We start from the raw sequence: 23509 nt of genomic DNA, 5'->3' as shown, positions 1-23509 counted from the left end.
GATCCACCAGGGGGAACCAGCGTCATGGACACCGTCACCAGCCAGCGCACCGACAGCCTCGAGGGTGTGGTGGAGGTGCTCACCCGCACCCTCGGCATCGAGGACCGGGCGGCCTCGATCACCCGTGACACCGGGCTCTTCGGCGAGCTGCCGGAGCTCGACTCGCTCGGCGTGGTCGAGCTCGCCGCGGCGCTGGAGGACCGGTTCGACATCGTGATCGACGACGACGACTTCACGGGCGAGGTCTTCGAGTCGGTGGGCACGCTGACCGACTTCGTCGACGACCGCCTCGCGGCCGCGGACTGAGCCGGGGAGGGAACCGTCATGGAGATGAGCGTCCTCTGGGGCTCGCTGCGCCGCCGCTGGTACCTCGTGCTGGTGCTGCTGGTGCTGACGCTCGGCGCGATGTACGCCGTGTCGCAGCGGGTCGGCAAGACCTACGAGGCCATGGGCACCGTGCTGGTCTACCCGCCCTCGCAGAGCTCGATGCCCGACGGCTCGAGCTCGCAGGAGAACCCCTACCTCTCGCTCGGCGGCGTCAACCAGGCCCGCGACGTCGTGGTGCGGGCGCTGACCTCGAAGAAGGTGAGTGACGAGTTCGGTGCGACCTACCCCGTCGGCACGAGCTTCGAGATCGTCCCCGACTACACCAACAGCGCGCCGATCATCCTCTTCACCGTCGAGGCGAGCGACCCGACGGTCGCCACCGACGCCCTCGAGTCGCTGGTCAGCCTGGTCCCGGTCGAGCTGAGCAACCTGCAGTCGGGCCTGGACCTGCCCGAGGCAGAGCGCGTCGCCTCCACGGTGCTCACCCAGGACGAGCAGCCGCAGGCGACCAACAAGGCGATGATCCGCTCCTCGATCCTCGCGGGCGCGGGCGTGGGCGGCGCGGGCCTGATGCTGATCGCGCTGCTCGACAGCCTGCTCCTCGGACGGCGCGGTCCGGACCCGTCCGGGGCGGGCGACGCCGACGTCGACGCGGGCGGCCCGCCGGACGCGCCCGGTGACGCCTCCGCGCGCGACGAGGAGGAGGACGACGCACCGGAGCCGGTGCCGCTGCGACCGGTCGCGGCCGCGGACGCCCCGGCCGAGCGCTCGGTGACGACCCGGCTGGTGAAGCGCCGCCGGCGAGGTGCTGAGCGCGACGAGGCGTCATGACCGGGCGCCGCGGTGGCATCGACGCCACCGCGATCCTGACGGCGTACCTCGCGCTGCTGTGGTTCATCCCCTCGCCCATGGTCGTGCAGGCGCTGGGCAGCGCCGGTGGCCCGTCCAACATGGTCGGCATCGCGATCTTCATGGCGTGGGCGTGGTTCACCGTGCGGCGCTCCGAGCCGACCGGGCTCGGTGTGCAGCCGGTGCGGGCCGCGCTGCTCGCCCTGCTCGTGGTGATGCTCGTCGTCTACGCCCACACGATGGCCGGCCCGCTGCCCGGCGACGAGATCAGCGTCGCCGACTCCGGCCTGCTCCGGCTCCTCGGGATGGCCGGCGTCGCGCTGATGGCCGCCGACGGCATCGCCAGCATGGAGCGCCACGTCGTGCTGCTGCGTCGACTCGCGTTCGCCGCGGGCGTGGTCGCCCTGCTCGGGCTGCTGCAGTACGCCACCAGCGAGCTCTACATCGACCGCATCCGGATCCCCGGCCTGGTCGCCGGCACCTCCGAGTGGACGCTCGGGTCACGCTCCGGCTTCACCCGGCCCAGCGGCACCTCGACGAGCCCGATCGAGTACGGCGTCGTGCTCGGCATGACGCTGCCCATCCTCATCGTGTGCGCCTCCGTGCGATCGCGCTACCGCTGGCTCTACCGGGCGATGCTCGTGGCGATGATGGCCTCGATCTACTTCTCGCTCTCGCGCTCGGCGTACCTGTGCGCGATCGCCGGCGTGCTGGTGCTGGCCCTCAAGTGGGACAACCGGCGGCGACTGACGGCGCTCGCCTTCGTCACGGTCGTCACCGCGGTCATGTACGTCTCGGTGCCGGGGCTGCTCGGCTCGATCCAGGGCCTGTTCTCCAACGCCGGCGAGGACCCGAGCATCGCCTCGCGCACCGGCAGCTACGACATCGCCGGCCAGTTCATCTCCAGCTCGCCGATCATCGGCCGCGGCTTCGGCACCTTCCTGCCGAAGTACTGGATCCTCGACAACGCCTACCTCGGGCTGATGATCGAGGCCGGCGCCGTCGGCCTGCTGGCCTTCCTCACCCTCGTCGTCTGCGCCCTCGTCAGCGCGCGGCAGGCCCGGGTCGACCTCGAGGCCCGCACCGACGACCCCGCGGCCGCCGACCAGGCGATCTACGCCCACGCGATCCTTGCCTCGGTCGCCGCCGGCGCCTGTGGCCTGGCCTTCTTCGACGCCTTCGCCTTCCCCCAGACGGCCGGCTGCTTCCTTCTATTGATCGGCCTCGCCGGCGCGGCACGGCGGCTCACTCGGGAGTCGGCTCCGACCCCCGGCGGCGCGTCGGACGACCACACCCCGGCCGCTGGAACGGCCGACGTCAGGACGTCATGAGCTCCGTCGGTTCGAACCGGCAATTCTCATGACGTCATGAACAACGCTCGCTGGGACAGCCACTCGCCATGACGTCCCGCACGGCCCCTCCCGTCAGGACCGCGAGCGGAGACGCCGGATCCTGCGCGCCGCTCCCGCGGGCAGCAGCAGGGCTGGCCGGACCGTGCCCTGCCTGGCCAGGCGGGCGGCGGTCTCCAGCCGGCGGCCCCACGGCAGCTGGTCGGACATCGTGTCCAACGTGCCGGCGAGGCCCTGGCCGACGCCGTTGGCCATCATCAGCAGCAGCCGGCGGTCGAGCTCGCCCGTACGCCGCTCCGCGCGGCCGGGTGCCGAGGCGGGGCCCGACACTGGTGGGGCGTCGAGGACCTTGCCGACGGCCTCCGCCCACGCGCCGTCACCGTGGCTGCGGTGGACGGCGGCGCCGGTGCTCGCGCCGAGCTCCTCCCGGGCCTCCCGGTCCAGCAGCAGGCGGGTCACCTCGGCCGCCAGCTCCTCGCCGGAGCGGGCCACGATGAGGTCGTCGTCGAGCTCGGGGGTGTCGGCCCCGAGCACGCCGAGCTCGTCGCCGCCGGGACGCAGGGTCAGGACCGGTGTGCCCATCGCAGCGGCCTCGAGCATCGAGGTGAGCGACGAGAACGGGTAGGAGTCGACGTAGAGGTCGGCCGCCTCGAGGAAGGTGTGCACGTCGGGCAGCAGGCCCCACGCGCGTCCGATCCCCTGCTCGGCGAGCACCGACCACTCGCCGTCCGGCGCCGGCCCCGCCACGTGCAGCTCGGCGCCCGGGACGTCGCGCAGTGCGGGCAGGAGGACGTCGAGCAGCGTCTCGCCGCCGGCAGCGCCGTACTTGTAGGTGTCCGCCGCGCTGGCGACCACGAGTGCGTCCGCAGGGATCCCGAGCGTGGCCCGCGCCTCGGTGCGCGCGTGCTCGCGCTCCCGCAGCTGCAGGGGACGTACGACGAACGCGTTGCGCGCCTCGGGCACGCCGCGTCGCTCCACGTTGAGCCGGGCGCCGCTCTGGCGGAGGTTGACGACCCGGTCTGCGGCGGAGACGCCGACCCAGAAGACGTGGTCGGCATGGTTGACCAGCAGCACCTCGGGCCGCCCCTCGGTGCGCGGGCTCAGCGCGATGGCGGCCACCACGTCGTTGGGGTGGACGTGCAGCACGACGTGGTCGTGCGCGCGGGCGAGGTCGCGGAGCTCGGCCGCCCGGTCGACCAGGCGCCGGTGCCGGGCGTCGAGCCGCACGAGCGCGTCGGCGGAGGGCAGCACCGCGGTGAGCTTGTCCGGGACCTCGCGCTCGCCCTGCCCGGTGAGGCAGACGTGGTGCTCGCGGGCGGTGTCGAGGCGCAGCCAGTTGGCCAGCATCTGGGTGTGGCCACCGGTGCCGTAGACCTGCGTGACGACGTGCAGCACGCGCGGCCGCGCCCCGGCAGGACGCTCCGGCGCCGGCCGCGCCGGCAGCCGCGCTCCGAGGCCGGCGAGGACGTCCTCCAAGTCGCCGCTGGCGAAGACGCCGGTCGGGTTGCACCACGCGAAGGTCGCGGCGGTCATCGCGGCCACCGCCGCGGGCTCGTCGCGGCCCCGGCGGGCCAGTCGCTGGGCGCGCCGCACGAGGCGGTCGAGGACCTGCCGGTTGTCGTCGAGCCGCTCCACCGGCCTCATGCGTCGACCGCCTCGGCGACGTCGGCGTCGTCGGTGGCGACCGCCGGCCCGGAGCGCAGGGCCTTCGCCTGTCGGAGCAGGTGGGGGCGCAGCAGCAGCACGCAGGCGATCGCCGCCAGGCAGACCGTGCCGGCCGCCACCGACGTGACGAACGGCGACGACAGCTCGGCCGCCACCAGCATCGTCAGGCCCGCCGCAGCGACCGAGACGACCATCGGCAGGACGATGGCGGTCCCGAGCGGCGCGAGCGGGATCCCCTGGCGCCGCAGCATGCCGAGGTAGCAGGGCAGCACCACGACCAGGATCACGGCGAGCTCCGCGACGGCGACCCCGACCAGGCCCTGCTCCCGGGCTGCGACCCACACCGCGGGCGCCAGTGCCGCGAGCCAGACCAGCTGCACGACGAGGAGCCGCCCGGTCGCCCGGAGCACGACGAGCAGGTCGTAGGAGAGCTCGAGGAAGATCCGCACGGACGTGGCGAGCACGAGCACGGCGAACACCTCGGAGGCAGGGCCCCACTCGTCGCCGTAGACGAAGCGGACCACGTCGTCGGCGGCAGCGGCACCGACCAGGCAGACCGGGAGCGTCACCACGGCGACGACGCGCAGCAGCAGCGTGAACGAGCCGGCCAGCCGCCGGGGGTCGCCCTGCATGCGCGAGAACACGGCCGGCGCGACGCTGCGCAGCGGCTGGGAGAACATGTTGAGCGGCCACGAGGCGAGGTTGAAGGCCAGCACGAAGTAGCCCAGCGAGGTGGCGCCGAGCAGCGCGCCGACTGCCACCTGCTCGACGTAGCCGACGGCGAAGACCACGATGCTCGCCCCGGCCAGCGGCAGGCCGAAGCGGAGCAGCGGCCCCACGAGCGCCCGGTCGACCTGCCAGCGGTAGGGCCGGGTGGCGTGGACGAAGAGCACGACGCCGACCAGGGTCGCGAGCACCCGCCCCCACGCGAGGCTCCAGGCGCCGAAGCCCCCGAGCGCGAGCCCCAGCGACAGGGCGGTGCCCGACCACGTCACGCACTGGTCGATGACGAAACGGCGCCGCTGGCGGAACTGGCGCTGGAGCAGCGCCGCCGGCCCGGCCACCATCCCGCTGAAGACGACCGAGACCGACATCAGCTGGATGATGCCCGCCGCGTCGGGCGCCCCGAGGACCCGTGCGACCGGCCCGGCCGTGACGTACATCGCGGCGAACAGCAGCAGGCTGCCCGCCGTGGAGATGGCGTTGACGCTGCCGAGGACGGTCCGGGGGTCGCGCTCCCACCGCACCACGGCGAGGCTGACGCCCAGCTCGTTGAAGCTCAGCACGGCCAGCAGCGCCACCATGGCCACCGCGAACGTGCCGAACTCGTCCGGCCCCAGGATGCGGGCCAGCAGCACCCCCACCAGCAGCGTGCCGAACCGGGACAGCGCCGTGTTGAGGAAGCTCCAGCCGAACGCCCCGGCCGCCGTGCGCGCCAGGTCGCCCTGTTGCCCGTCCTGCTCCTCGCCTGGTCCCACGCCTTGCTCCACGCTGCCCCCTGCCGCGTCGTTCATGTCCCCCGTCAGCCCCCGTGCTGGCGGATCACGGCGAGGCGGCCTTGAAGACCACGTCGACGAAGTAGTTGGTCGAGTTGTAGGACCCGGCCGGGAAGCCGCCGCCCGCTCCGTAGCGGTAGACGCCGTTGCTGCCCGACGGTGCCGTCAGCGGTCCCACGGTGCGCGGGGTGGCGAAGTAGCCCGGCGAGGAGGCGTAGCGGCCGACCGGCGCGTAGTAGGACACGACGTACGTCGCCCCCGGCGTCAGCGCCACCGGCGTGGTCAGCACCGCGGTCTGCCACCCGGTCGCCGTCTCGTTGGCGAAGGTCACCTGGGCCAGCCGGTTGCCGGCGGCGTCCCACAGCGAGCCGACGTGGGTGCCGGTGTTGCCCGCGCCCTTGTAGAACTTCACCGCGGTCACCGACCCGGCCTGCGAGGCGGTGAACCTCGTGCCGAGCTCGATCGCCGACGGGTCGTCGGCGGCTGCCGTGTTGGGCGTGACGTCGGCGAAGAGCGACGTGGTGCCGATGTCGTCGATGCCCGTGGTGAACGACCAGGACTGCGTCGGGAGGGTGGCCCCCTCGGTCGACACGAGCCCGGAGACGCTCACGGAGTACGGACTGGTCGCGACCAGTGGCGACGCGGGCGTGAAGGTGATCGTCCTGCCGTCGGTCGAGAGAGCGGCGGTCCCCGCGACCGGCACGCCGCTGCGGGTCACCTGCACCGACCAGCCGCTCGCCAGCGGTGCGGACACCGTGATCGACGGCTTCGCGGACAGCGACACCTGGTCGGCGCCCGAGGCCGGGGTCCGGCTGTCGACCGTCAGCGACGCGGCCGCCCGCTCGAACACCACGTCCACGAAGTAGTTCGCGGCGCCGTAGGTGTAGCCGGGGTAGCCCCCGCCCGAGGCGTAGAGGTAGCGGCCGTTGTTCGACGCGGGCGCCGTCAGGTCACCCCTGGTCAGCGGGCTGCTGAAGAAGCCCGAGGTCACCGCGTAGCGGCCCTGGGGCGCGAAGTACGAGACGACGTACGTCGTGCCTGCCGTGACCTGCAGCGGCGTCGCCAGCGTCGCGGTCTGCCAGCCGACGGCAGTCTCGTTGGTGAAGGTCACCGTGGCCAGGCGGCTGCCGGCAGCCGACCAGATCGACCCGGTGTGCGTGCCGTTGTTGCCGGCGCCCTTGAAGAAGCGGATCTGCTTGATCGTGCCGTTGCGCGACGGGGTGAACGCCATGCCCAGCTCGATCGGCGCGCCGTCGTCGGCAGCCGCGGTGTCCGGCACCACGTCACCGAGGAGCGTCTGGTTCTGCAGCGTCTCGGCCGCCCTCGTGCGGAAGGTCCACGTCCGGGTGCCCAGGCTCGCGCCGTCGGCGGTGGTCACGCCCGTCAGGGTGACGGTGACATCGGTGCCGGCGGGCATCGGAGCAGACGGCGTCCAGGTGATGCGCTGCCGGTCGGTGGAGAGGACGGCGTTGCCCGCGAGGGCGCCCCCACCGTTCACCGAGATCGCCCAGCCCGGCTCGACGAGGTCGGAGAGGTCGACCACGACCTTGCTGCTGCGCGGCACGTCCAGCGCACCCGGAGCGGGCGACTGCGAGGTGATCGCGATGCTCGGCGGGGTCTTCTCGAAGACCACGTCGACCAGGTAGTTCGTGCTCGACGTGCCGCCCGGGAAGCCCGGTGCGTAGTTGTAGGCGCCCGACGTCGAGGTCACCCGGAGCGGCGCCCAGGACAGGTCGCGCTCGGAGAAGGCGTTCGGGGTGGCGGAGTAGCGCCCGGAGGTCGACCGGTAGGACACGACGTACTGGGTGTTCTTGGCGATCGCCACCGGCGTCGCGAAGTTCAGCTGCTGCCAGCCGCTCGCGGACTCGTTGGTGAAGGTCCCCGAGGCCAGCTCGACCCCGTTGGCGTTCCACAGCGAGCCGACGTGGGCGCCCGTGTTGCCCGCCGACTTGTAGAACCGCACGCCCGTCACGATGCCCTTGACGTCGGAGCTGAACCGGGTGCCGATCGAGAGCGGCACGCCGTCGTTGATCTCCATGACCGTCGGCACCGTCTCGTCGCTGAACAGCGAGCACGGGCACACACCCGGCGGGTTCGGCGGCTTGGCCGTGGTGAAGGACCAGGTGCCGCCCGAGGTGATCGGGTTGCCCTGGGCGTCTGTGCCCGACAGCGTGGCCGTGTAGCGCACGAACGAGGCCAGCTGGTTGGTCGGGGTGAAGGTGATGGTGCGGTTGGGCGCGTCGTACGACGTCGTGCCGGGCACCACCTGGTTGTTGGAGTCGCGCAGCACCAGGCCGGGCGTGCCGGCGGCCATCGTCTTGGAGAAGCGCGCCGAGACCGTCGTGGTGGCCGGGATGGCCGTCGAGTCCGGCGCCGGCGCGTGGCTCATGGCGATGAGGGGTGAGTCGTCGGTGGCCGAGAAGGTCAGGTCGACGAAGTAGTTGGCGCGCTGGTAGCTCGAGGACGGCATCGTCCCGGATCCACCGAAGACTCCGGCCGGGGTGGCGCCGAAGCCGCCCGCGACCTGCATCGCGCCGGTGTCGACGCCCCGGTAGGCGAACGCCCACTGCTCGGAGGCGTAGTGGCCTCGCGGTGCGGTGTAGGAGACCGTGTAGGTCTGCCCGGCGATGATCGGCACGGCCTGCGTGAAGGTCGCGGTCTGCCAGCCGGTGGCGGTCTCGTTGGCGAAGGTGACCTGCGCCAGGCGCTGGCCGGCGCTGTTCCACAGCGAGCCCACGTGCGTGCCGGTGTTGCCGGCGCCCTTGTAGAAGCGGACGCCGGTCGCGAAGCCGTCGACCACCGGGGTGAACCGCAGGCCGAGCTCGAGCCCGACGTTGTCGTCGGTGTCGGGGACGGCCGGGGTGATGTTGCCGAAGATGCTGCACGGGCAGCTGACCGAGAAGCTCCGGCTGGCCGGCGTGCCGATGTTGGCGCTGTCGTCGATGGCGCGGACCAGGATCGCGGTGTTGCCGCGACCCTTCTGCACGACGGTCGCGTTCCACGACGTGGTGCCGGTCGCGGCCTGCCAGGTCGAGCCGCCGTCGTTGGACACCTCGACGCCGGCGACGCGTCCGGCGGCGTCGGCCGCGGTGCCGGTCAGGGTGACCAGGTCGCCGTTCTTCTGCGCCTGGCCGGCGGCGGGCGTGTTGATCGTGACCGAGGGCCCTGCGGTGTCGGTCGACTTCGTCGCAGCCGCCAGCCCGGTCATCAGCGTGGCGGGCTGGGCGCCCATGTCGGCGAGCAGGTTGACCTGCGCCTGCTGCATGCGCGAGTCGGTGACGTTGTCGGGGTACTCCGAGTCGTGCTCGGCGTCGAGGCCGTAGGTCCACTGGATCGTGCCGGCGCTGAAGACGAGGGCGCCGCTGGGTGCCTTGTAGAGCGTGAGGTTGTGGCGGGTGGTGCCCGGGGTCACGGTCACGCCGAAGTCGCGGAGGTACTGCGGCACCTCACCCGTGGTCGTCGACAGCTTGATCAGGCCCGGCGGGCTGAAGCCGTTGTCCATCACCTCGTTGGACTCGTAGCCCACGGTGTGCGGCGCCAGGGTCGTCTGGCTCGCAGAGGTGGTCGCCAGCGAGGTGTTGCGCCACAGGCGGTAGCGGCCCTCGGCCTGCTGGACGGTCATGGCGAGGTCGCTGAAGTTGACCATGTAGGCCGTGCCGATGAGCTCGTTCTCCGGCATGCCGCCGCCGTTGGCGCGCGAGGCGAAGCGCGGGTCGCGCCACGTGCCGGTGGACTGGGGGCTCGGGTCGATCTTGGCGCCGGCCCAGGTCTCCTTGTAGGTCACCAGCGTCCGGTACGCCGTGTGCGAGGCATCGGCCGACTGCTCGTAGCGGGTGCGCCAGTAGCCCTCGTTGCCGGCGAGGAACTGCAGGTTCACCCCGGCGTCCCGCGCGGCGGTGATGTTGGCGCGCTGCGCACCGCTCCAGTACTCGTCGTGGCCGACGGAGAGGAAGACCTTGTGGTTGCGGAGCAGGTTGCCGCGACGGTCGGTGTCGACGCCGGCGATGTAGGTGACGTCGTAGCCGTTGCGCTCCAGGAAGCGCACGCCGGCGTACTCGGCACCGAAGTAGAAGTCACGCCCGGCGGCCGACCCGCGGGTGTTGAACGGGCGGTTGTAGCTGACCTTGTAGGCGCGACCGTTGGCACCGCCGGCGTAGAAGTCGGACCCGCCGTAGGTGTTGTAGGCGTGCCAGGTCGGGTCGGCGGTCTGGAAGACGATGTCGGAGGTGCTCGCGTCGTCGCGGACGATGAACGTGATGTGGCTGGTGTCGCCGTTGGTGCGCGTCAGCTTGGCGACGTACACACCGGACACGGCCGTGGACGGCACGTTCCAGGACGCCGAGACCGCCCAGTTGCCGCAGTCGTAGAGCTCGGTCGTGACGTCGGTGATGCAGTTGGGCTGGCTCTGCGGGAGCGTCGCGCTCGGGTTGACCGAGGTGATGTAGCGGGCGCCGAGTCCCTGGTACCAGCCGGTGCGGTAGATGTCGATGGTGTACGACGTCGCGCTGGTCGCGATCTTGAAGTCGATCCGCTGGCCGACGTTGACCGAGATGTCGGTGGCGAAGCCCTGGATCGAGGAGTCACCGGCGCCCTGGATGTCCCAGATCTCCGGGTCCGTGCCGGGCTTGGAGTTCTCGCAGGCGACCTTGTTGCCCCCCGCGCCACAGGGATCAGCCGCGTTGGCGGGGGCGGGGCCACCGAGGAGCGCCGGTCCCACCAGTGCGTTCAGGGCGGCCACGAGCACCAGGGCTGATGCCTTGATCCCCCACGAACGCCCGGCTCCGACCTGTGAGCTCACCGTGCTGGCCATGCCTTCCCCACCCTTCACGGCGCGACTGTGCGCCACCGTCCCGATCCTCATCGCGTCTCGGGGCCCGAGGTCCGCCTGCCGGCGGATATCCCCACATTTCGGTGCGTGCTCAAGCGCTCAACTACACGCTCGCCGCGGTCGCCGCAGCAGCGGCCGCGACGGCACCACTCGCCCGCGGGCGGGGCAGCGGCACCGAGGAGATGCGCAGCTGCGGCGGGTCGGTGACCTTGGTGACGGTGCGGCTGGCCGCGGCGACGAGGTCGCGCTCCTTGAGGCTGTCGGCGTCGCGGGAGATGCAGAGGTCGCGCAGCGCGAGCTCGAGGGCGATCGTGAGCTGGTGGTCGTCGACGTGCTCGCCGTGCATCGAGCGGCGCGGCACCAGGATCGGGCACTTGCCGTTCTCCAGCGCCATCAGCGCGATGCCGGTGCCGGCGTGGGCGACCACGACGTCGGACGCGCGGACGGCCGCAGCCATCTCCTCCGACGGCACGCGCTCCCGACCGTCGATGCCGAGGCCGGTGGTGTCGGTGCAGCCGGTCTGCCAGAGGACCTCGGCCTCGGCCGGCACCAGCGGGACGAGCCGCTCGAGCAGCCGCCGGAAGCCGTAGCCCTCCTGGGTGCCGAGGCTGACCACCATCCGCCGCACCGGGCGGGGCGCGGTCGGCGTGGTGTCGTAGAGCTCCCACGGCGAGGCGAGGTACTGCCAGTGCCCGCGCGTCAGCGCGCTCGACTGGCTGTACGTCGTGATGCCGGGGACCATCGCCAGCGCGCGTCCGGAGAGCGACGGCGCGTCGAGGCGGGTGGCGCTCTCGATGTAGACCGTCTCGATGCCGCGCACCCGCGCCTGCGGGAGCACCGCGAGGGCCAGCGCCGCTCCGGTGCTGACGACCAGGGAGACGTCGTGCTCCCGGAAGAGCCGGCGGCACGCCATCGTGTTGCGCGCCAGCGCCCGGGTGTCGCGCGGCGGGCACGGGAAGGCCCAGTGGACCCGCTCCCCCGCGAGCAGCGACTCGGTCTGAGGCGTGCGCGGCGTCACCCACACCACGTCGTCCCCGACGCCGAGCCGGGGGCGCAGGGTGTGGAGCTGCATCAGGTGGCCGCCGTCGTTGGCGACCAGGAGGGTGGTCACGACTCGCCCCTCTCCACGTTGAGGTCGTCATGTCCCTCGACAGCCGCGGCGAGGACCTCCACGACGCGGTCCTGCATGGCCTCGGCCAGGTGCGGGTGCATCGGCAGCGACAGGATCTGGCCGGCCGCCTCCTCCGCGACCGGCGCGGTGCCGGGACCGAGGCCGAGGTGCTGGTAGGCGCCGGTCAGGTGCACCGGGTAGGGGTAGTGGATCCCGGCGCCCACGCCCGCCCGGCCGAGCTCGGCGAGCACGGCGTCCCGGTCGGCGACGCGGACGACGTAGAGGTGCCACACGTGGGTGCCGTCGGCGGCCAGCAGCGGACGGCGTACGCCCGGGACGTCCGCGAGCAGCGCGTCGTAGCGGGCGGCGGCGCGGCCACGCAGCTCGTTCCACTTCTCCAGCCGGTCGAGCTTGGCCCGCAGGTAGACCGCCTGGATGGTGTCGAGGCGGGAGTTCATCCCGATCACGTCGTGGACGTAGCGGGTCGAGGAGCCGTGGTTGCGCAGCCGGCGTACCTCGGCGGCGATCGTGGTGTCGTCGGTGGTGACCGCGCCGGCGTCGCCGGCCGCACCGAGGTTCTTGCCGGGGTAGAAGCTCGTCGCGCCGACGCGGCCCAGGCCGCCCGAGCCGCGGCCGTCCAGGCGCGCGCCCTGCGACTGTGCGGCGTCCTCCACCAGCGGGATGCCGTGCGCGTCGCAGATCTCGGCGAGCCGGGTGACGGGAGCCAGCTGCCCGAACAGGTGGACGGCGGCAACGGCCTGCGTGCGCGGGGTGATCGCCGCCTCGAGGGCGTCGGGGTCGAGCAGGAGCCGCTGGTCGTCGACGTCGACCGGCACCGGCACGGCGCCGATCCGCGAGGCCGCCTCAGCCGTCGCGATGAAGGTGTTGGCCGGCATCACGACCTCGCCGCCGGGGCCGACCCCGACGGCGCGCAGCGCCAGCTCGAGCGCGTCGGTGCCGTTGCCGACGCCGATGCAGTGGTCGACGCCGACGAACTCGGCGTACTGCTGCTCGAAGTCGGCGACCGCCGGCCCGTCCACGAAGGCGGTCTTCGCGAACACAGCCGCGATGCCCGCCTCCACCTCTGCGGCGACCTCGGCGTGCTGCGACGCGAGGTCGACGAAGGGGATGTTGCTCGTGCTCATGCGTGGACTCCTGTCCGGATCGGTCGGGCGGGGACTCCCGCCCACGTCTCTCCTGCTGGTACGTCGTTGAGGACCACCGAGCCCATCCCGACGGTGGCTCCGGAGCCGATGTGCACGCCCTGGCGGACCGAGGCGTTCATGCCGATGTAGGCGGCTTCGCCGACCATCACGTCACCGCCGAGCGACACCCCGGCGCACAACGTCGCGAAGTCGCCGACGGTGCAGCCGTGGGTGAGCGTGACGTGCGGCATCAGCACCACGTGGTCGCCCACCTCCACGTCGGCGGTGAGCACCACCCCGTCGAGCACGACCGAGCCCGTGCCGATGTGGCAGCTGCCGGGCAGCACCACGCGCGGGTGGACCAGGGAGGTGTAGCGCGCCGGGTCGACGCCGAGCATGTCCAGGCGGACGACCACCCGCCGGCGGTGCCGGCCCTGGCCGAGGGTGAGCACCACCTGCAGGTCGACCACCTCGGCGACCAGGTCGACGGACCCGAGCACCGGTGTCATGCCGTGCAGGGTGCCCCAGGTGGCCGGGTTGTCGTCGACGATGTTGACCGGCCCGTCGTGCTGGAGCATCACGGCGACCGCGGTGGCCTCGCGGGCCAGTCCGCTCGCCCCGACGAGCAGCAGGCCGCTCACGGCCGCCACGCCGTCTCGAGCGCGTCGCAGACGCGCTCCTGCTCCGAGGCCGTCATCTGGTGGTAGAGCGGCAGGATGAGCGTCTGGTCGTTGAGGCGCTCGGTGACCGGGAGCGGGACGTGCGCGCGCTGCGCGTGCGCCGGCTGGCGGTGCGCGGCCATGATGCCGCGGCGGGCCGAGATGCCTGCTGCCGCGAGGTGCATCATCAGCTCCTCGCGGTCGAGCGGGTGGTCCTCGAGCACCTCGACCCAGCAGGACTGGAAGTTGGTGGTGCCGTAGGACGGGTCGGTGACCATCCGGAGTCCGGGCAGCTGCCCCACCACCTCGGCGTACGTCGCCGCGAGCTCGCGCCGGCGCGCCACCATCGCCGGCAGCCGGTCGAGCTGGACCAGGCCGACGGCCGCCTGCATGTCGGTCATCCGGAAGTTGAAGCCGACCTCGGCGTAGGACTCCGGCGGTGCCAGGACGCTCGCGTGCCGGTCGGCGGCCGAGACGCTCATCGCGTGCTCGCGGAGCCGGCGGGCCCGCTCGGCCCAGTCGGCACGTGACGTCGTGATCATCCCGCCCTCACCGGTCGTGAGCACCTTGCGCGGGTGGAAGGACCAGGCGGCGATCTCCGCACCGGAGCCGGCCGGGCGGCCGTAGGCGGTCGAGCCCGCGGCGCAGGCGGCGTCCTCGATGACGGTGATCCCGCGGGGGTCGCACCAGGCGCGGATGGCGGCGAGGTCGACGGGCACGCCGCCCTGGTCCACGGCGATCACCGCGCGCGTCCGCGAGGTGACCACCGCGGCGATCGTGGTGGGAGTGAGGTTGCCGGTCATCTCGTCCACGTCGGCGAAGACGGGGGTGGCGCCGACGTAGGTCGGGGCGTTGGAGGTGGCCACGAAGGAGAACGAGGGGACCACGACCTCGTCGCCGGGCCCGACGCCGGCGACCACGAGCGCCAGGTGCAACCCGGTGGTGCAGTTGCTCACCGCCACCGCGTGGGCGGTCTGCTGCGACTGCGCGAACGCGGCCTCGAACGCCGCCACCCGCGGACCCTGGGCGACCCACCCCGAGCGCAGCACCTCCGCGACCGCGGCGACCTCCTCCTCGCCGAGCCACGGCTGCATGACGTGGACGACCGGCTGGGTCTCGGGCGGCGTCTGGACGGTGTGCGTCATGCCGGCACCCAGTTCCGGTCCTCGATGCGGGCCAGCATCTCCTCCGGGGACTGCTGGCGCGTGCGGAACCACCCGACGAGGTCCTCGACCCCGTCCGCGAAGTCGACGCCCGGGCGCCAGCCGGTGAGCGAGCGCATCAGCGAGTCGTCGACGATGAGGCGGCGCACGTCGCCCGGGCGGGGGTCGAGGTGCGTCGCGGCCGGGCCCTCGAGGCCCACGATGCCCGCCACGAGCGTCGCCAGGTCGTTGATGCTCACCTCCGAGCCGGAGCCGAGGTTCACCGTCTCCCCCAGGGCGGCGTCGCACTGGGCGAGCGCGACCAGGCCGGCGGCGGTGTCCCGGACGTGGGTGAAGTCCCGCGTCTGCTCACCGTCACCGAAGACCAGCGCGGGGAGGCCGCAGAGTGCCCGGACGATGCTGCGCGGGATGACCTCGCCGCTGTCGCCCTCGAAGTGGCTGCGCGGGCCGTAGGTGTTGAACGGCCGGGCGACCACGACCGGCATGCCGTAGGTGCGGAAGTGGGCGCGGGCGTAGGCCTCGCCCGCGAGCTTGCTCCCGCCGTAGACCGTCTCGGGGCAGGTCGGGTGCCCCTCGTCCATCGGGGCGTAGCGAGCGGTGCCGTAGACCTCGCTCGAGCTCACGTGGACGAAGCGGTCCACGTCGCGGCGCAGCGCCTCCTGCAGCAGTGCGAGCGTCCCCTCGGCGTTGACCCGGTGGTTGCCCATCGGGTCGTGCAGGCTGTGGCGCACGCCCAGGCAGGCGAGGTGGAAGACGACGTCGACGTCGTCGAGCGCGTCCGGGGAGTCGGTGACGATGTCGCCGACCCGCACCTGCAGGCGTCCGGCCTCGACGTGGTCGTGGAGGTGGGCGAGGTTCTCGAGGTGCCCGGTCGCCAGCGAGTCGAGCACGCGCACGTGGGCGGCTCCGGTCGCGTCCAGCAGGGTCGTGACGAGCTGGCTGCCGATGAACCCGGCGCCGCCGGTCACCAGGATCCGGCGGCCTTCGAGCCCGGTCATCGGACCGCCTCCAGTGCCGGCTCGACCTCGGCGGGGCGCGGCCCCGGCGGGACGGGCACGGCGGGCTCGCCGTAGAGCGTCGCCGACGCCTGCTCGAGGACCGTCAGGACCCGCAGGCCGGCGTGGCCGTCGGTGAGGGCCGGACGGTCCTCGCGGATCGCGGTGGCGAACTCGGCCACCATCTGACCGAGCGCCTCACGCTCGGGCAGGGCGGGCGACCACGTGTCACCGAGCCGGTAGGAGATCGACGAGGCGGCCCGGTCCGCCCCGGCGACGGACGTACGCGCGAGGTCGACGCCCCGGTCGTACACGCTGAGGCGCTGCTGCGGGTTGAGGTCGTCCCAGACCAGCGTCCGCCGCGAGCCGCCGATGACCATCTGGCGGATCTTGGTGGGGCTGAGCCAGTTGACGTGCACGTGGGCGAGGCCGTCGCCGGCCAGCGGCAGGGTCAGGTGGCCGACGCACGCGCGGCCTGCGCCGATCGGGTCGGCGCCGGTGGCGCTCACGCCGGTCGTCGGCAGGCCGCCGGGAAGGATGAAGTCGAGGATCGACAGGTCGTGGGGCGCGAGGTCCCACAGCACGTCGATGTCGGGCTGCACCAGCCCGAGGTTGATCCGGACCGAGTCGACGAAGTGGATGTCGCCGAGCTCGCCGCTGACCACCAGCTCGCGCATCTTCTGCACGGCCGGCGTGTAGCAGTAGGTGTGGTCGGTCATCAGGACCAGGCCCCGCTGCTCGGCGAGCTCGACCATCGCCCGGCCACCCGCCACGCTGTCGGCGAGCGGCTTCTCGACCAGCACGTGCTTGCCCGCCAGCAGCGCGTCGAGGGCCAGGCCCTGGTGCGTGCGCGCCGGCGTCGCGATCGCGACCGCGTCGATGGACGGGTCGTCCAGCACGCGCTGCAGCTGGTCGGTGACCTCGATGTGCGGGCCGGCCACGGCACGGGCCCGGTCCAGGTCGAGGTCGCAGACGACCTTCAGGTCCCAGTGCGGCGACGAGCCGAAGTTGCGGACCAGGTTCGGTCCCCAGTAGCCCGCGCCGATGACGGCGACCCCCAGGCGCTCGGTCATCAGTTCTTCTCCTCGTTGTCGTTCTCGGTGATCTCGACCAGCGCACCGTCGGTGACGACGTACGTCGTCCCGGTGCGCGGGCAGCTGAAGGTGTCGGGGGCGGTCTCGACCAGCGGCACGCCGGCCCGGCCGACCCACCCGACCTGGCGGGCCGGGACCCCGACGACGAGCGCGTGGTCCGGGACGTCGCGGGTCACGACGGCGCCGGCGGCGACGGACGCCCACCGGCCGATGTGGACCGGCGCGACGCAGACGGCGCGCGCCCCGACCGCGGCGCCCTCGTCGATGGTGACGCCGACCGCCACCCAGTCCTCGGCGCCCTTGAGGCGGCCGTCGGGCGTCACCGCCCGCGGGAAGGTGTCGTTGGTGAGCACCACCGCGGGACCGATGAAGACGCCGTCGCCCAGCACGGCCGGCTCGTAGACGAGGGCCTGGTTCTGGACCTTGCAGCGCTCGCCGAGGCGGACGCCCGGACCGATGTAGACCCCGCGGCCCAGGATCGTGCCCGCGCCGACGTCGGCACCGGCGCGGACCACCGACTGGTCCCACACCTGGGCCCCGGCGCCCACGCGGGCGCCGTCCTCGACGGTGGCCGACTCGGCGACGATCGCCGCGGCCTCCGTGTCCTCGGGCAGCGGCACCTCGGTGCGCGGCCCCGGCACGGTCGCCTGGGCCTGCTGGATCTGGGAGTCGGACAGTGTCGTCATGAGCGTGAGCTTTCGTCTCGTTGCCAGGTGGTGAAGTCTCCGGAGCGCACCGCCCGCCGGGCGCCCAGCCGGGCGGCCACGTGCACGCCCAGGAAGACCGGCAGCCGGAGGGCGAGGCCCGGTCGGCTGACGGCGAGCCCCAGGAGGGTGCGCAGACGGGTGCGGGAGGCCGGCCGGCGTACGCCGAGCTGCGCGGCCTGGGTGTTGCCGGTCGCGATCCGGATGCGGCGACGTACGAGGTCGCGCACCGTCCGCGGCGGGTGGATCACGGCGACGGCACCGGGCACGACCCGGCGCTCGTCGCCGCTGAACGAGTCGGACATGCCGAGGTCGTCGCTCATCATCCGGGGCAGCGCGGTCACCCGCGCCTGCGCCTGCTCGGAGAGGACGACCACGCCACGCCCGAAGAGGCCGGACTCGACCTGGGGAAGTGCCTCCCAGACGTCGTAGTACCAGCGGACCCAGCGGGAGCAGGAGGCCTTGGGGACGTCGCGCCGCGGCGCCGTGGCCAGGACGTTGTCGTGGGTGATCGGCTCGAGGAGCTGCATGACCGCGGTCCCGGACAGCTCGATGTCGGCGTCGAGGTGCACCCGCGGGAAGACGTCGGTGGCGGTGTTGCCGACCCGGACGGCCTCGGCCTTGGAGGGCTGCTTGATCTCGATCACCCGGGCGAGCGGGTCGGCGCGCCGGGCGACCTCGGCCGTCTGGTCGGTGCAGCCGTTGCAGACCACCACGACGTCGAGGTCGGTGCCCTGCGTGCCCTCGCGCAGTGCGAGCAGGTTGCGACCGATCGTGGCCGCTTCGTTGTGCGCCGGGATGATGACGCTGGCAACGGCCATCTCCAACTCCCCCAAGTTCGAGTGCCCAGCCGAACGGCTGGCACTGTCAGATCTTGTGGATCCGCACGCCTGCCGCGGGCCTCGCACGGGGGCTTTCGCCCATTTTGGGGAGTAGCCCCTTTGGGCTATCTGGAGCCGGCAGCCGGGTCGGCGGTGGAGAAGGTGATCTCGGCCGACCGGAGGTCGCGCAGGTGCACCACGAAGCGGTCCAGCTCCAGCAGCGACCACTCGTCGTCGACGGCCGCGCCGCCGGCCACGGTGCTCAGCGCGCGGTAGAGGTCCAGCGGCTGCTTGCGCAGCTCTGCGTGGAGGGTGCCCTCGAGCACCGCGCGCAGGTAGTCGTGCTGCGCGGCGAGCGGCGACCCGTAGCGGTAGGTGTCCGCGATGCCGTTGTCGGCGGCCAGCTGGGCGAAGGTGCGCCAGTCCAGCGCGAGGACGTGGTCGACCCGTCGCCCGGACCACGCCTCGGTGGCTTCCACCGCCTGGCTGGGCCGGCCGGTGCGGGCCGAGGCCGCGACGCCGTCGAGCACCGGCAGCGAGCGCACGTCGGCGCTGACGCCCTGCTCGTCGACCTCGACGAGCATCACCGACTCGATCGACTGCACGCCCGCGAGCCACCCCACGTCGTCCCGGCCGCCGGGCCGCGTGCCGACGAGCAGGATGGTCTCCCCCGGCGCCGCGGCCGGTCGGTCGCGGAGGCCGTCGAAGGCACCGTCGATGCGCTCGAGCCGGTTGACGAGGTAGAGGTTGGTCCCGATGAGCGCCACCAGCGGGATCAGCGAGAGGACCATCAGCGTCCCGAGCACCTCGCGCACGCGGCGACGCCTGGTCCGCACGAGGGGCGGCGGGGCCGCCGGCGGGTCCCAGCTGTGGCGCGGCGCCGGGATGCGTACGCCGGTCGCCTCGCGCGTGCTCGACCCGGACGCCTGCGGTGTCGCCATCGACTCCTCCTCGCCGTCGGGCTCTCGACGCTAGGCCGGAACCCACCGGTCCTCATGGCCCAAACAGGGGAAGACCGGTGCGCCGCCCACCCCCAGGGAGGAGGCTCAGGAGTTGAAGCGCTGCTGGGTCTTCTCGAGGCCGTCGGTGATCAGCGACTCGACGGCGTCCGCGGCGTCGGAGACCTGGAACGGGAGCTCCTTGCGCTCGACCGTGGAGTAGTTGGACAGCACGAAGTCCGCGACGTCCTGGCGCCCCGGGGGGCGTCCGATGCCGGCCCGGACGCGGTAGAAGTCGCCGGTGGCCAGCGAGGAGCGCATCGACTTCAGGCCGTTGTGGCCGTTGTCGCCGCCGCCGAGCTTGATCCGCAGCGTGCCGAACGCGATGTCGAGCTCGTCGTGGATGGCGATGACGTGGTCGGGGGCGACCTTGTAGAAGGAGGCGAGCGCCTTCACCGGGCCGCCGGACTCGTTCATGTAGCCGCGGCCACGGGCCAGCACCACCCGGGGGCCGCCGATCGACAGCCGGCCCTCGACCACGTCGGCGCGGCCGGACTTGTGGGCTCGGAACGGAGAACCCATCCGCGAGGCCAGCTCGTCGGTGACGAGGTAGCCGATGTTGTGCCGGTGCCCGGCGTACGACGGCCCGGGGTTGCCCAGGCCCACCACGAGCCACACGTCCGAGGCAGCGGCAGGGGCGTCAGTCACGGCGTCCATCCTTCCATCCACTGGTGAGCGGGCTCTTCCTCCCCGTCACGTGCGACGACCGGGCGGGGGCAACCCCCCCCAGGGGGGGGACCCCCCCCGGGGGCGACCAGGGCGGGGCCCCAAGGCCCGGGGGGGGCACCGGGTGGGGGGGCCCGGCCCCCCCCGCCCGGCGCCCCGGCGGGGGGGCCCCCCCCCTCCGGGGGCCCCCCCCCCCCCCGGTCGGCAGTCCTGACGGGCACGAAGTGCCCGGTGGGTCACTCGGAGTCGGTGCCCTCGGCAGCGTCCTCGGCGGGAGCCTCGTCGCCCTCGGCGGCCTCGGTCTCGGCCTCGGGGGCGTCGTGCTCGATGCCGGCCTCGGCCTCGGCCTCCTCCAGCTCGGCCTCGAGGGCCTCGGCGGAGATCTGCTGGGTCACGTTGACGATGAGCAGCTCCTCGTCGGCGAGCAGCGTGGTGCCGGACGGGAGGTCGAGGTCCTTGGCGTGGATCTGGGTGCCGATCTCGGCGCCCTCGACGGAGACCTCGAAGAACTCGGGGATGTGGGTGGCCTCGGCCTCGACGGAGACGACGGCGTTCTCGGTGACGACGAGGGTCTCGGCGGCCGCGTCGCCCACGACGTGGATCGGGACGTCGACGGTGACCTTCTCGCCGCGCTTGACGGCGACGAAGTCGAGGTGCTCGATGACGCGGCGGATCGGGTCGACCTGGATGTCCTTGGTCAGCGCGAGCTGCTCGCCGCCGTCGATGTCGAGCGCGAGGAGCGCGTTGGCGCCGCCGTGCTTGAGGGCCATCATCGTCTGGTGGCCGGGCAGGATCACGTGGACCGGCTCGTTGCCGTGGCCGTAGATGACGGCGGGGATCTTGTCCTCGCGGCGGATGCGGCGGGCGGCGCCCTTGCCGAACTCGGTGCGCGGCTCGGCGGTGATCTTCTCGGGGGCAGACATGCTTACTCCTGGGGTCGGGGTGGTCAACGCTTCGTGTCGGTGGGCCCGGCGCCCGGAGACGACGAACGCCGCGCTCCGGATCGTGAGCGCGGCGCAGTGAAGCGGTCCGGCCCAGTCGATCACGGAGTCCTGGTCGTCCGACCCGCTCCCTCGCCGAGGCAACCCGAGAACTCTAGACCCGGGCCCCCGGCCGGGTCGAATCCCCGCTCGATTCTCCGTGGACGCCGTCACTAGGGTGGGCCGGGTGCCATTGATGCTCCCCGAGGCGCGCGAGCGCGCCGTCCTGCTGACCGACGTCCACACCGAGCTCCACCTCGACCTCACCTCCACCGAGTCCTTCGGCGTCGAGGCGACGATCTCCTTCCGCTGCACCCAGCCGGGGGCCTCGACCTTCCTCGAGCTCAACGGCGGCACCGACGTCACCCTCGACGGCGCACCGGCGCCGTACGCCGACGGGCGGATCGCGCTGGCCGACCTCGGCGAGACGAACCAGGTGCGGGTCACCGCGCGGATGCCGTACGTCACCGACGGCGACGGGATGACCGTGACGACCGACCCGGCCGACGGCGAGCGCTACGTCTGCGCGCACACCTCGATGGACATCACCCAGAAGGTGATCCCCTGCTTCGACCAGCCCGACATCAAGTCGACCTTCGACGTCAGCGTGACGGCACCCTCGCACTGGACGGTGCTGGCCAACGGCGCGCTGCGTGGCCGCGAGGGCGACACCTGGACCTTCGAGACGACGCCGCCGTTCTCGTCGTACCTCTTCACGCTGGTCGGCGGGCCGTGGGTGTCGGTCACGTGGGACGAGCCCTACGCCCCGGCACCGGGCGGCACGCTGCCCTTCGGCTGGCACGCGCGGGCCTCGCAGGAGCGCGAGCTGCGCCGCGACGCCGACGAGCTCAAGCGGATCACCAGCGCCTGCTTCCAGCACTACACGACCGTCTTCGAGCCGGAGTACCCCTACGCCGACTACCAGCAGGTGTTCGCGCCCGGGCTGAACTGGGGCGCGATGGAGTTCCCCGGCTGCGTGGTCTTCCGCGACCAGGCGCTCACCCAGGGCACGCCCACCGAGCTGGAGCGCGAGTGGCTGGCCTCGACGATCGCCCACGAGATGGCGCACATGTGGTTCGGCGACCTCGTCACGATGAAGTGGTGGGAGGACTCGTGGCTCAACGAGTCGTTCGCCGACTTCATGGGCTACGACGTCGCGGGCGTCGCCGCCGGCTACACCGACGCGTGGACCTCGGCCGCCATCACCCGCAAGCCGACCGGCTACCGCGCCGACCGCCGCCGCTCGACCCACCCGATCGCCGAGGAAACCGACAAGATCGTCGACGTCGACACCGCCTTCGCGAACTTCGACATGATCACCTACGCCAAGGGCAACGCCGCGCTCGCGCAGCTCGGCCACTGGCTCGGCGAGGAGGACTTCCTCGCGGGGGTCAACAAGCACCTCACCGCGCACGCGTTCGGCAACGCCGACCTCGCCGCCTTCCTCGACTCCCTCGACGCGGCGACCGACCTCGACGTCCGCGCGTGGGCGGAGGCGTGGCTGCGCTCGACCGGCTTCGACACCCTGGTCGTCACGCGCGACGGCGATGTGCCCGTCCTCACCCGCGAGGGCTCGCGGTCGCACCGCCTCACCGTGTCGGCGTACGACACCTCGATGCGGCTCCTCGACTCCCGCGACGTGCTGCTCGGCGACGAGCCGGTGCGGCTGGAGGAGTACGCCGGGAAGGTCGTGGTCCCCAACTCCGGCGACGAGACCTTCGCTGTCGTCCGACCCGACGAGGAGTCGTGGGCCGCGATCACCGCCGGGCTGTCGTCGGTCGAGTCGCAGCTGACCCGCGCGATGCTGTGGTGGACCGCCGTCGACCTCTGCGAGTCGCGGGTGATCGGCGTCGACGAGCTGATCGCGCTCGCCGACCGGCACCTGCGCCCGGAGACGCACCCGCTGGTCTTCGAGGGCGTGATGCGCAACCTCCAGGGCGTCAGCCGTCGCTACGCCGAGCCGCACGAGGTGGCCGGCCACCTCGCCGTCATCGCCGACATCGCCCGCGGTGCGGTCGAGGGCGGCGACCCCGCGCTCGCCCCGGGCGCCTCACGCGTGCTGGCTCGCCTGAGCGCGGACAGCGCCTTCCTCGTCGACTGGCTCGGCCAGGACGACGTCGACCAGACCGTGCGGTGGAACGCCGTCACCCGGCTCGCCGAGCTCGGCGACCCGTCGCACATCGAGCCCGAGGAGGCGCGGGACAAGTCGGTCTCCGGCCACCACGCCGCGCTCACCGCCCGGGCGGCGATCCCCACCGCCGAGGCCAAAGCCGAGGCCTGGGCGCAGCTGATGGGCGGCGAGCTGGGCAGCCACGAGTTCGACGCCGTCGGCGTCGGCTTCTGGGGCTGGGAGCAGGCCGACCTGGTCCGCCCCTACCTCACCCGCTACGTGACCGACGGCCTCGACCTCGGTCGCCGCTCGGGCCAGGCGATGGGGGACGTCATCGGCGACGCCTTCCCCCGCCTGCCCCTCACCCCCGACGTACGCCGTGAGCTGCGCGAGGCGGTCGCTGCGGCGCTGGACACCGGCGAGGTCCCGACCGTGCTCGCCCGCGCCTGGAACGACGCGCTCGACGACCTCGACCGCACCCTCTGAGGAGTCGGGCGGGGCGGTCACCGGATATCCGGCTCTCCTGACTGATGTGTGGGTCAGGTCCGG

Annotated in this window: 18 protein-coding genes; 4 read left to right on the top strand and 14 right to left on the bottom strand. The window is 72.8% G+C overall.

What is annotated here, in order from left to right:
- Positions 1–24: 24 nt before the first annotated feature.
- Genes ACE3QY_RS22065 through ACE3QY_RS22055 form a run of 3 tightly spaced genes read left to right on the top strand, consistent with a single transcriptional unit; the run spans position 25 to position 2507 of the window.
- The gene (locus ACE3QY_RS22065; RefSeq protein WP_374458221.1) at positions 25–306 is read left to right on the top strand and encodes a phosphopantetheine-binding protein; all 282 of its coding nucleotides are present in this window, start codon (positions 25–27) and stop codon (positions 304–306) included.
- 24 nt (positions 307–330) lie between these two features.
- Positions 331–1158 carry a hypothetical protein gene (locus ACE3QY_RS22060; protein ID WP_374458220.1) on the top strand — a complete coding sequence of 276 codons (828 nt, stop codon included), beginning with the start codon at positions 331–333 and terminating at the stop codon, positions 1156–1158.
- Positions 1155–2507 carry an O-antigen ligase family protein gene (locus tag ACE3QY_RS22055; protein WP_374458219.1) on the top strand — a complete coding sequence of 451 codons (1353 nt, stop codon included), beginning with the start codon at positions 1155–1157 and terminating at the stop codon, positions 2505–2507. Before ACE3QY_RS22060 ends, ACE3QY_RS22055 begins: the two co-directional genes overlap by 4 nt.
- A 93-nt stretch (positions 2508–2600) precedes the next feature.
- On the opposite strand, the gene ACE3QY_RS22050 is transcribed toward ACE3QY_RS22055, so the two are convergent.
- From ACE3QY_RS22050 to ACE3QY_RS21985, 14 genes are all read right to left on the bottom strand, one after another.
- The gene (locus tag ACE3QY_RS22050) at positions 2601–4169 is read right to left on the bottom strand and encodes a glycosyltransferase (RefSeq protein ID WP_374458218.1); all 1569 of its coding nucleotides are present in this window, start codon (positions 4167–4169) and stop codon (positions 2601–2603) included.
- The gene (locus ACE3QY_RS22045) at positions 4166–5668 is read right to left on the bottom strand and encodes an oligosaccharide flippase family protein (RefSeq protein WP_374458217.1); all 1503 of its coding nucleotides are present in this window, start codon (positions 5666–5668) and stop codon (positions 4166–4168) included. The genes ACE3QY_RS22050 and ACE3QY_RS22045 overlap by 4 nt, the downstream gene beginning before the upstream one ends.
- Before the next feature lie 64 nt (positions 5669–5732).
- Entirely contained in the window at positions 5733–10496 is a 4764-nt protein-coding gene (locus ACE3QY_RS22040; RefSeq protein ID WP_374458216.1) for a DUF4082 domain-containing protein, read from the bottom strand.
- A 121-nt stretch (positions 10497–10617) separates the two neighbouring features.
- Positions 10618–11625, bottom strand: coding sequence for a glycosyltransferase (locus tag ACE3QY_RS22035; RefSeq protein ID WP_374458215.1), 1008 nt, complete (start codon positions 11623–11625; stop codon positions 10618–10620).
- Complete coding sequence (locus ACE3QY_RS22030) at positions 11622–12770, bottom strand: DegT/DnrJ/EryC1/StrS family aminotransferase (protein ID WP_374458214.1); 1149 nt, start codon at positions 12768–12770, stop codon at positions 11622–11624. The genes ACE3QY_RS22035 and ACE3QY_RS22030 overlap by 4 nt, the downstream gene beginning before the upstream one ends.
- Complete coding sequence (locus ACE3QY_RS22025; protein WP_374458213.1) at positions 12767–13411, bottom strand: NeuD/PglB/VioB family sugar acetyltransferase; 645 nt, start codon at positions 13409–13411, stop codon at positions 12767–12769. Before ACE3QY_RS22025 ends, ACE3QY_RS22030 begins: the two co-directional genes overlap by 4 nt.
- The gene (locus tag ACE3QY_RS22020) at positions 13408–14574 is read right to left on the bottom strand and encodes a DegT/DnrJ/EryC1/StrS family aminotransferase (protein ID WP_374458212.1); all 1167 of its coding nucleotides are present in this window, start codon (positions 14572–14574) and stop codon (positions 13408–13410) included. Before ACE3QY_RS22020 ends, ACE3QY_RS22025 begins: the two co-directional genes overlap by 4 nt.
- Complete coding sequence (locus ACE3QY_RS22015) at positions 14571–15590, bottom strand: dTDP-glucose 4,6-dehydratase (protein WP_374458211.1); 1020 nt, start codon at positions 15588–15590, stop codon at positions 14571–14573. Before ACE3QY_RS22015 ends, ACE3QY_RS22020 begins: the two co-directional genes overlap by 4 nt.
- Positions 15587–16660, bottom strand: coding sequence for a Gfo/Idh/MocA family protein (locus ACE3QY_RS22010; RefSeq protein ID WP_374458210.1), 1074 nt, complete (start codon positions 16658–16660; stop codon positions 15587–15589). Before ACE3QY_RS22010 ends, ACE3QY_RS22015 begins: the two co-directional genes overlap by 4 nt.
- Positions 16660–17367, bottom strand: coding sequence for an acyltransferase (locus tag ACE3QY_RS22005; RefSeq protein WP_374458209.1), 708 nt, complete (start codon positions 17365–17367; stop codon positions 16660–16662). The genes ACE3QY_RS22010 and ACE3QY_RS22005 overlap by 1 nt, the downstream gene beginning before the upstream one ends.
- The gene (locus tag ACE3QY_RS22000; protein WP_374458208.1) at positions 17364–18206 is read right to left on the bottom strand and encodes a glycosyltransferase family 2 protein; all 843 of its coding nucleotides are present in this window, start codon (positions 18204–18206) and stop codon (positions 17364–17366) included. Before ACE3QY_RS22000 ends, ACE3QY_RS22005 begins: the two co-directional genes overlap by 4 nt.
- A gap of 125 nt (positions 18207–18331) precedes the next feature.
- Complete coding sequence (locus tag ACE3QY_RS21995) at positions 18332–19147, bottom strand: hypothetical protein (RefSeq protein ID WP_374458207.1); 816 nt, start codon at positions 19145–19147, stop codon at positions 18332–18334.
- Between the two features lie 105 nt (positions 19148–19252).
- Complete coding sequence (gene pth / locus ACE3QY_RS21990; protein ID WP_374458206.1) at positions 19253–19852, bottom strand: aminoacyl-tRNA hydrolase; 600 nt, start codon at positions 19850–19852, stop codon at positions 19253–19255.
- A 254-nt stretch (positions 19853–20106) separates the two neighbouring features.
- Positions 20107–20793, bottom strand: coding sequence for a 50S ribosomal protein L25/general stress protein Ctc (locus ACE3QY_RS21985; RefSeq protein WP_374458205.1), 687 nt, complete (start codon positions 20791–20793; stop codon positions 20107–20109).
- 253 nt (positions 20794–21046) lie between these two features.
- Here ACE3QY_RS21985 and pepN point away from each other — a divergent pair, with 253 nt between their 5' ends.
- Positions 21047–23446: an aminopeptidase N gene (gene pepN, locus ACE3QY_RS21980; RefSeq protein WP_374458233.1), complete on the top strand. Its 2400-nt coding sequence runs from the start codon at positions 21047–21049 to the stop codon at positions 23444–23446.
- Positions 23447–23509: the final 63 nt, after the last annotated feature.

The sequence above is a fragment of the Nocardioides sp. genome, assembly GCF_041913365.1.
Classification (GTDB): domain Bacteria; phylum Actinomycetota; class Actinomycetes; order Propionibacteriales; family Nocardioidaceae; genus Nocardioides.
The sequence above is the reverse complement of the archived record's forward strand: the minus strand, read 5'-3'. Positions and strand labels throughout refer to the sequence as shown.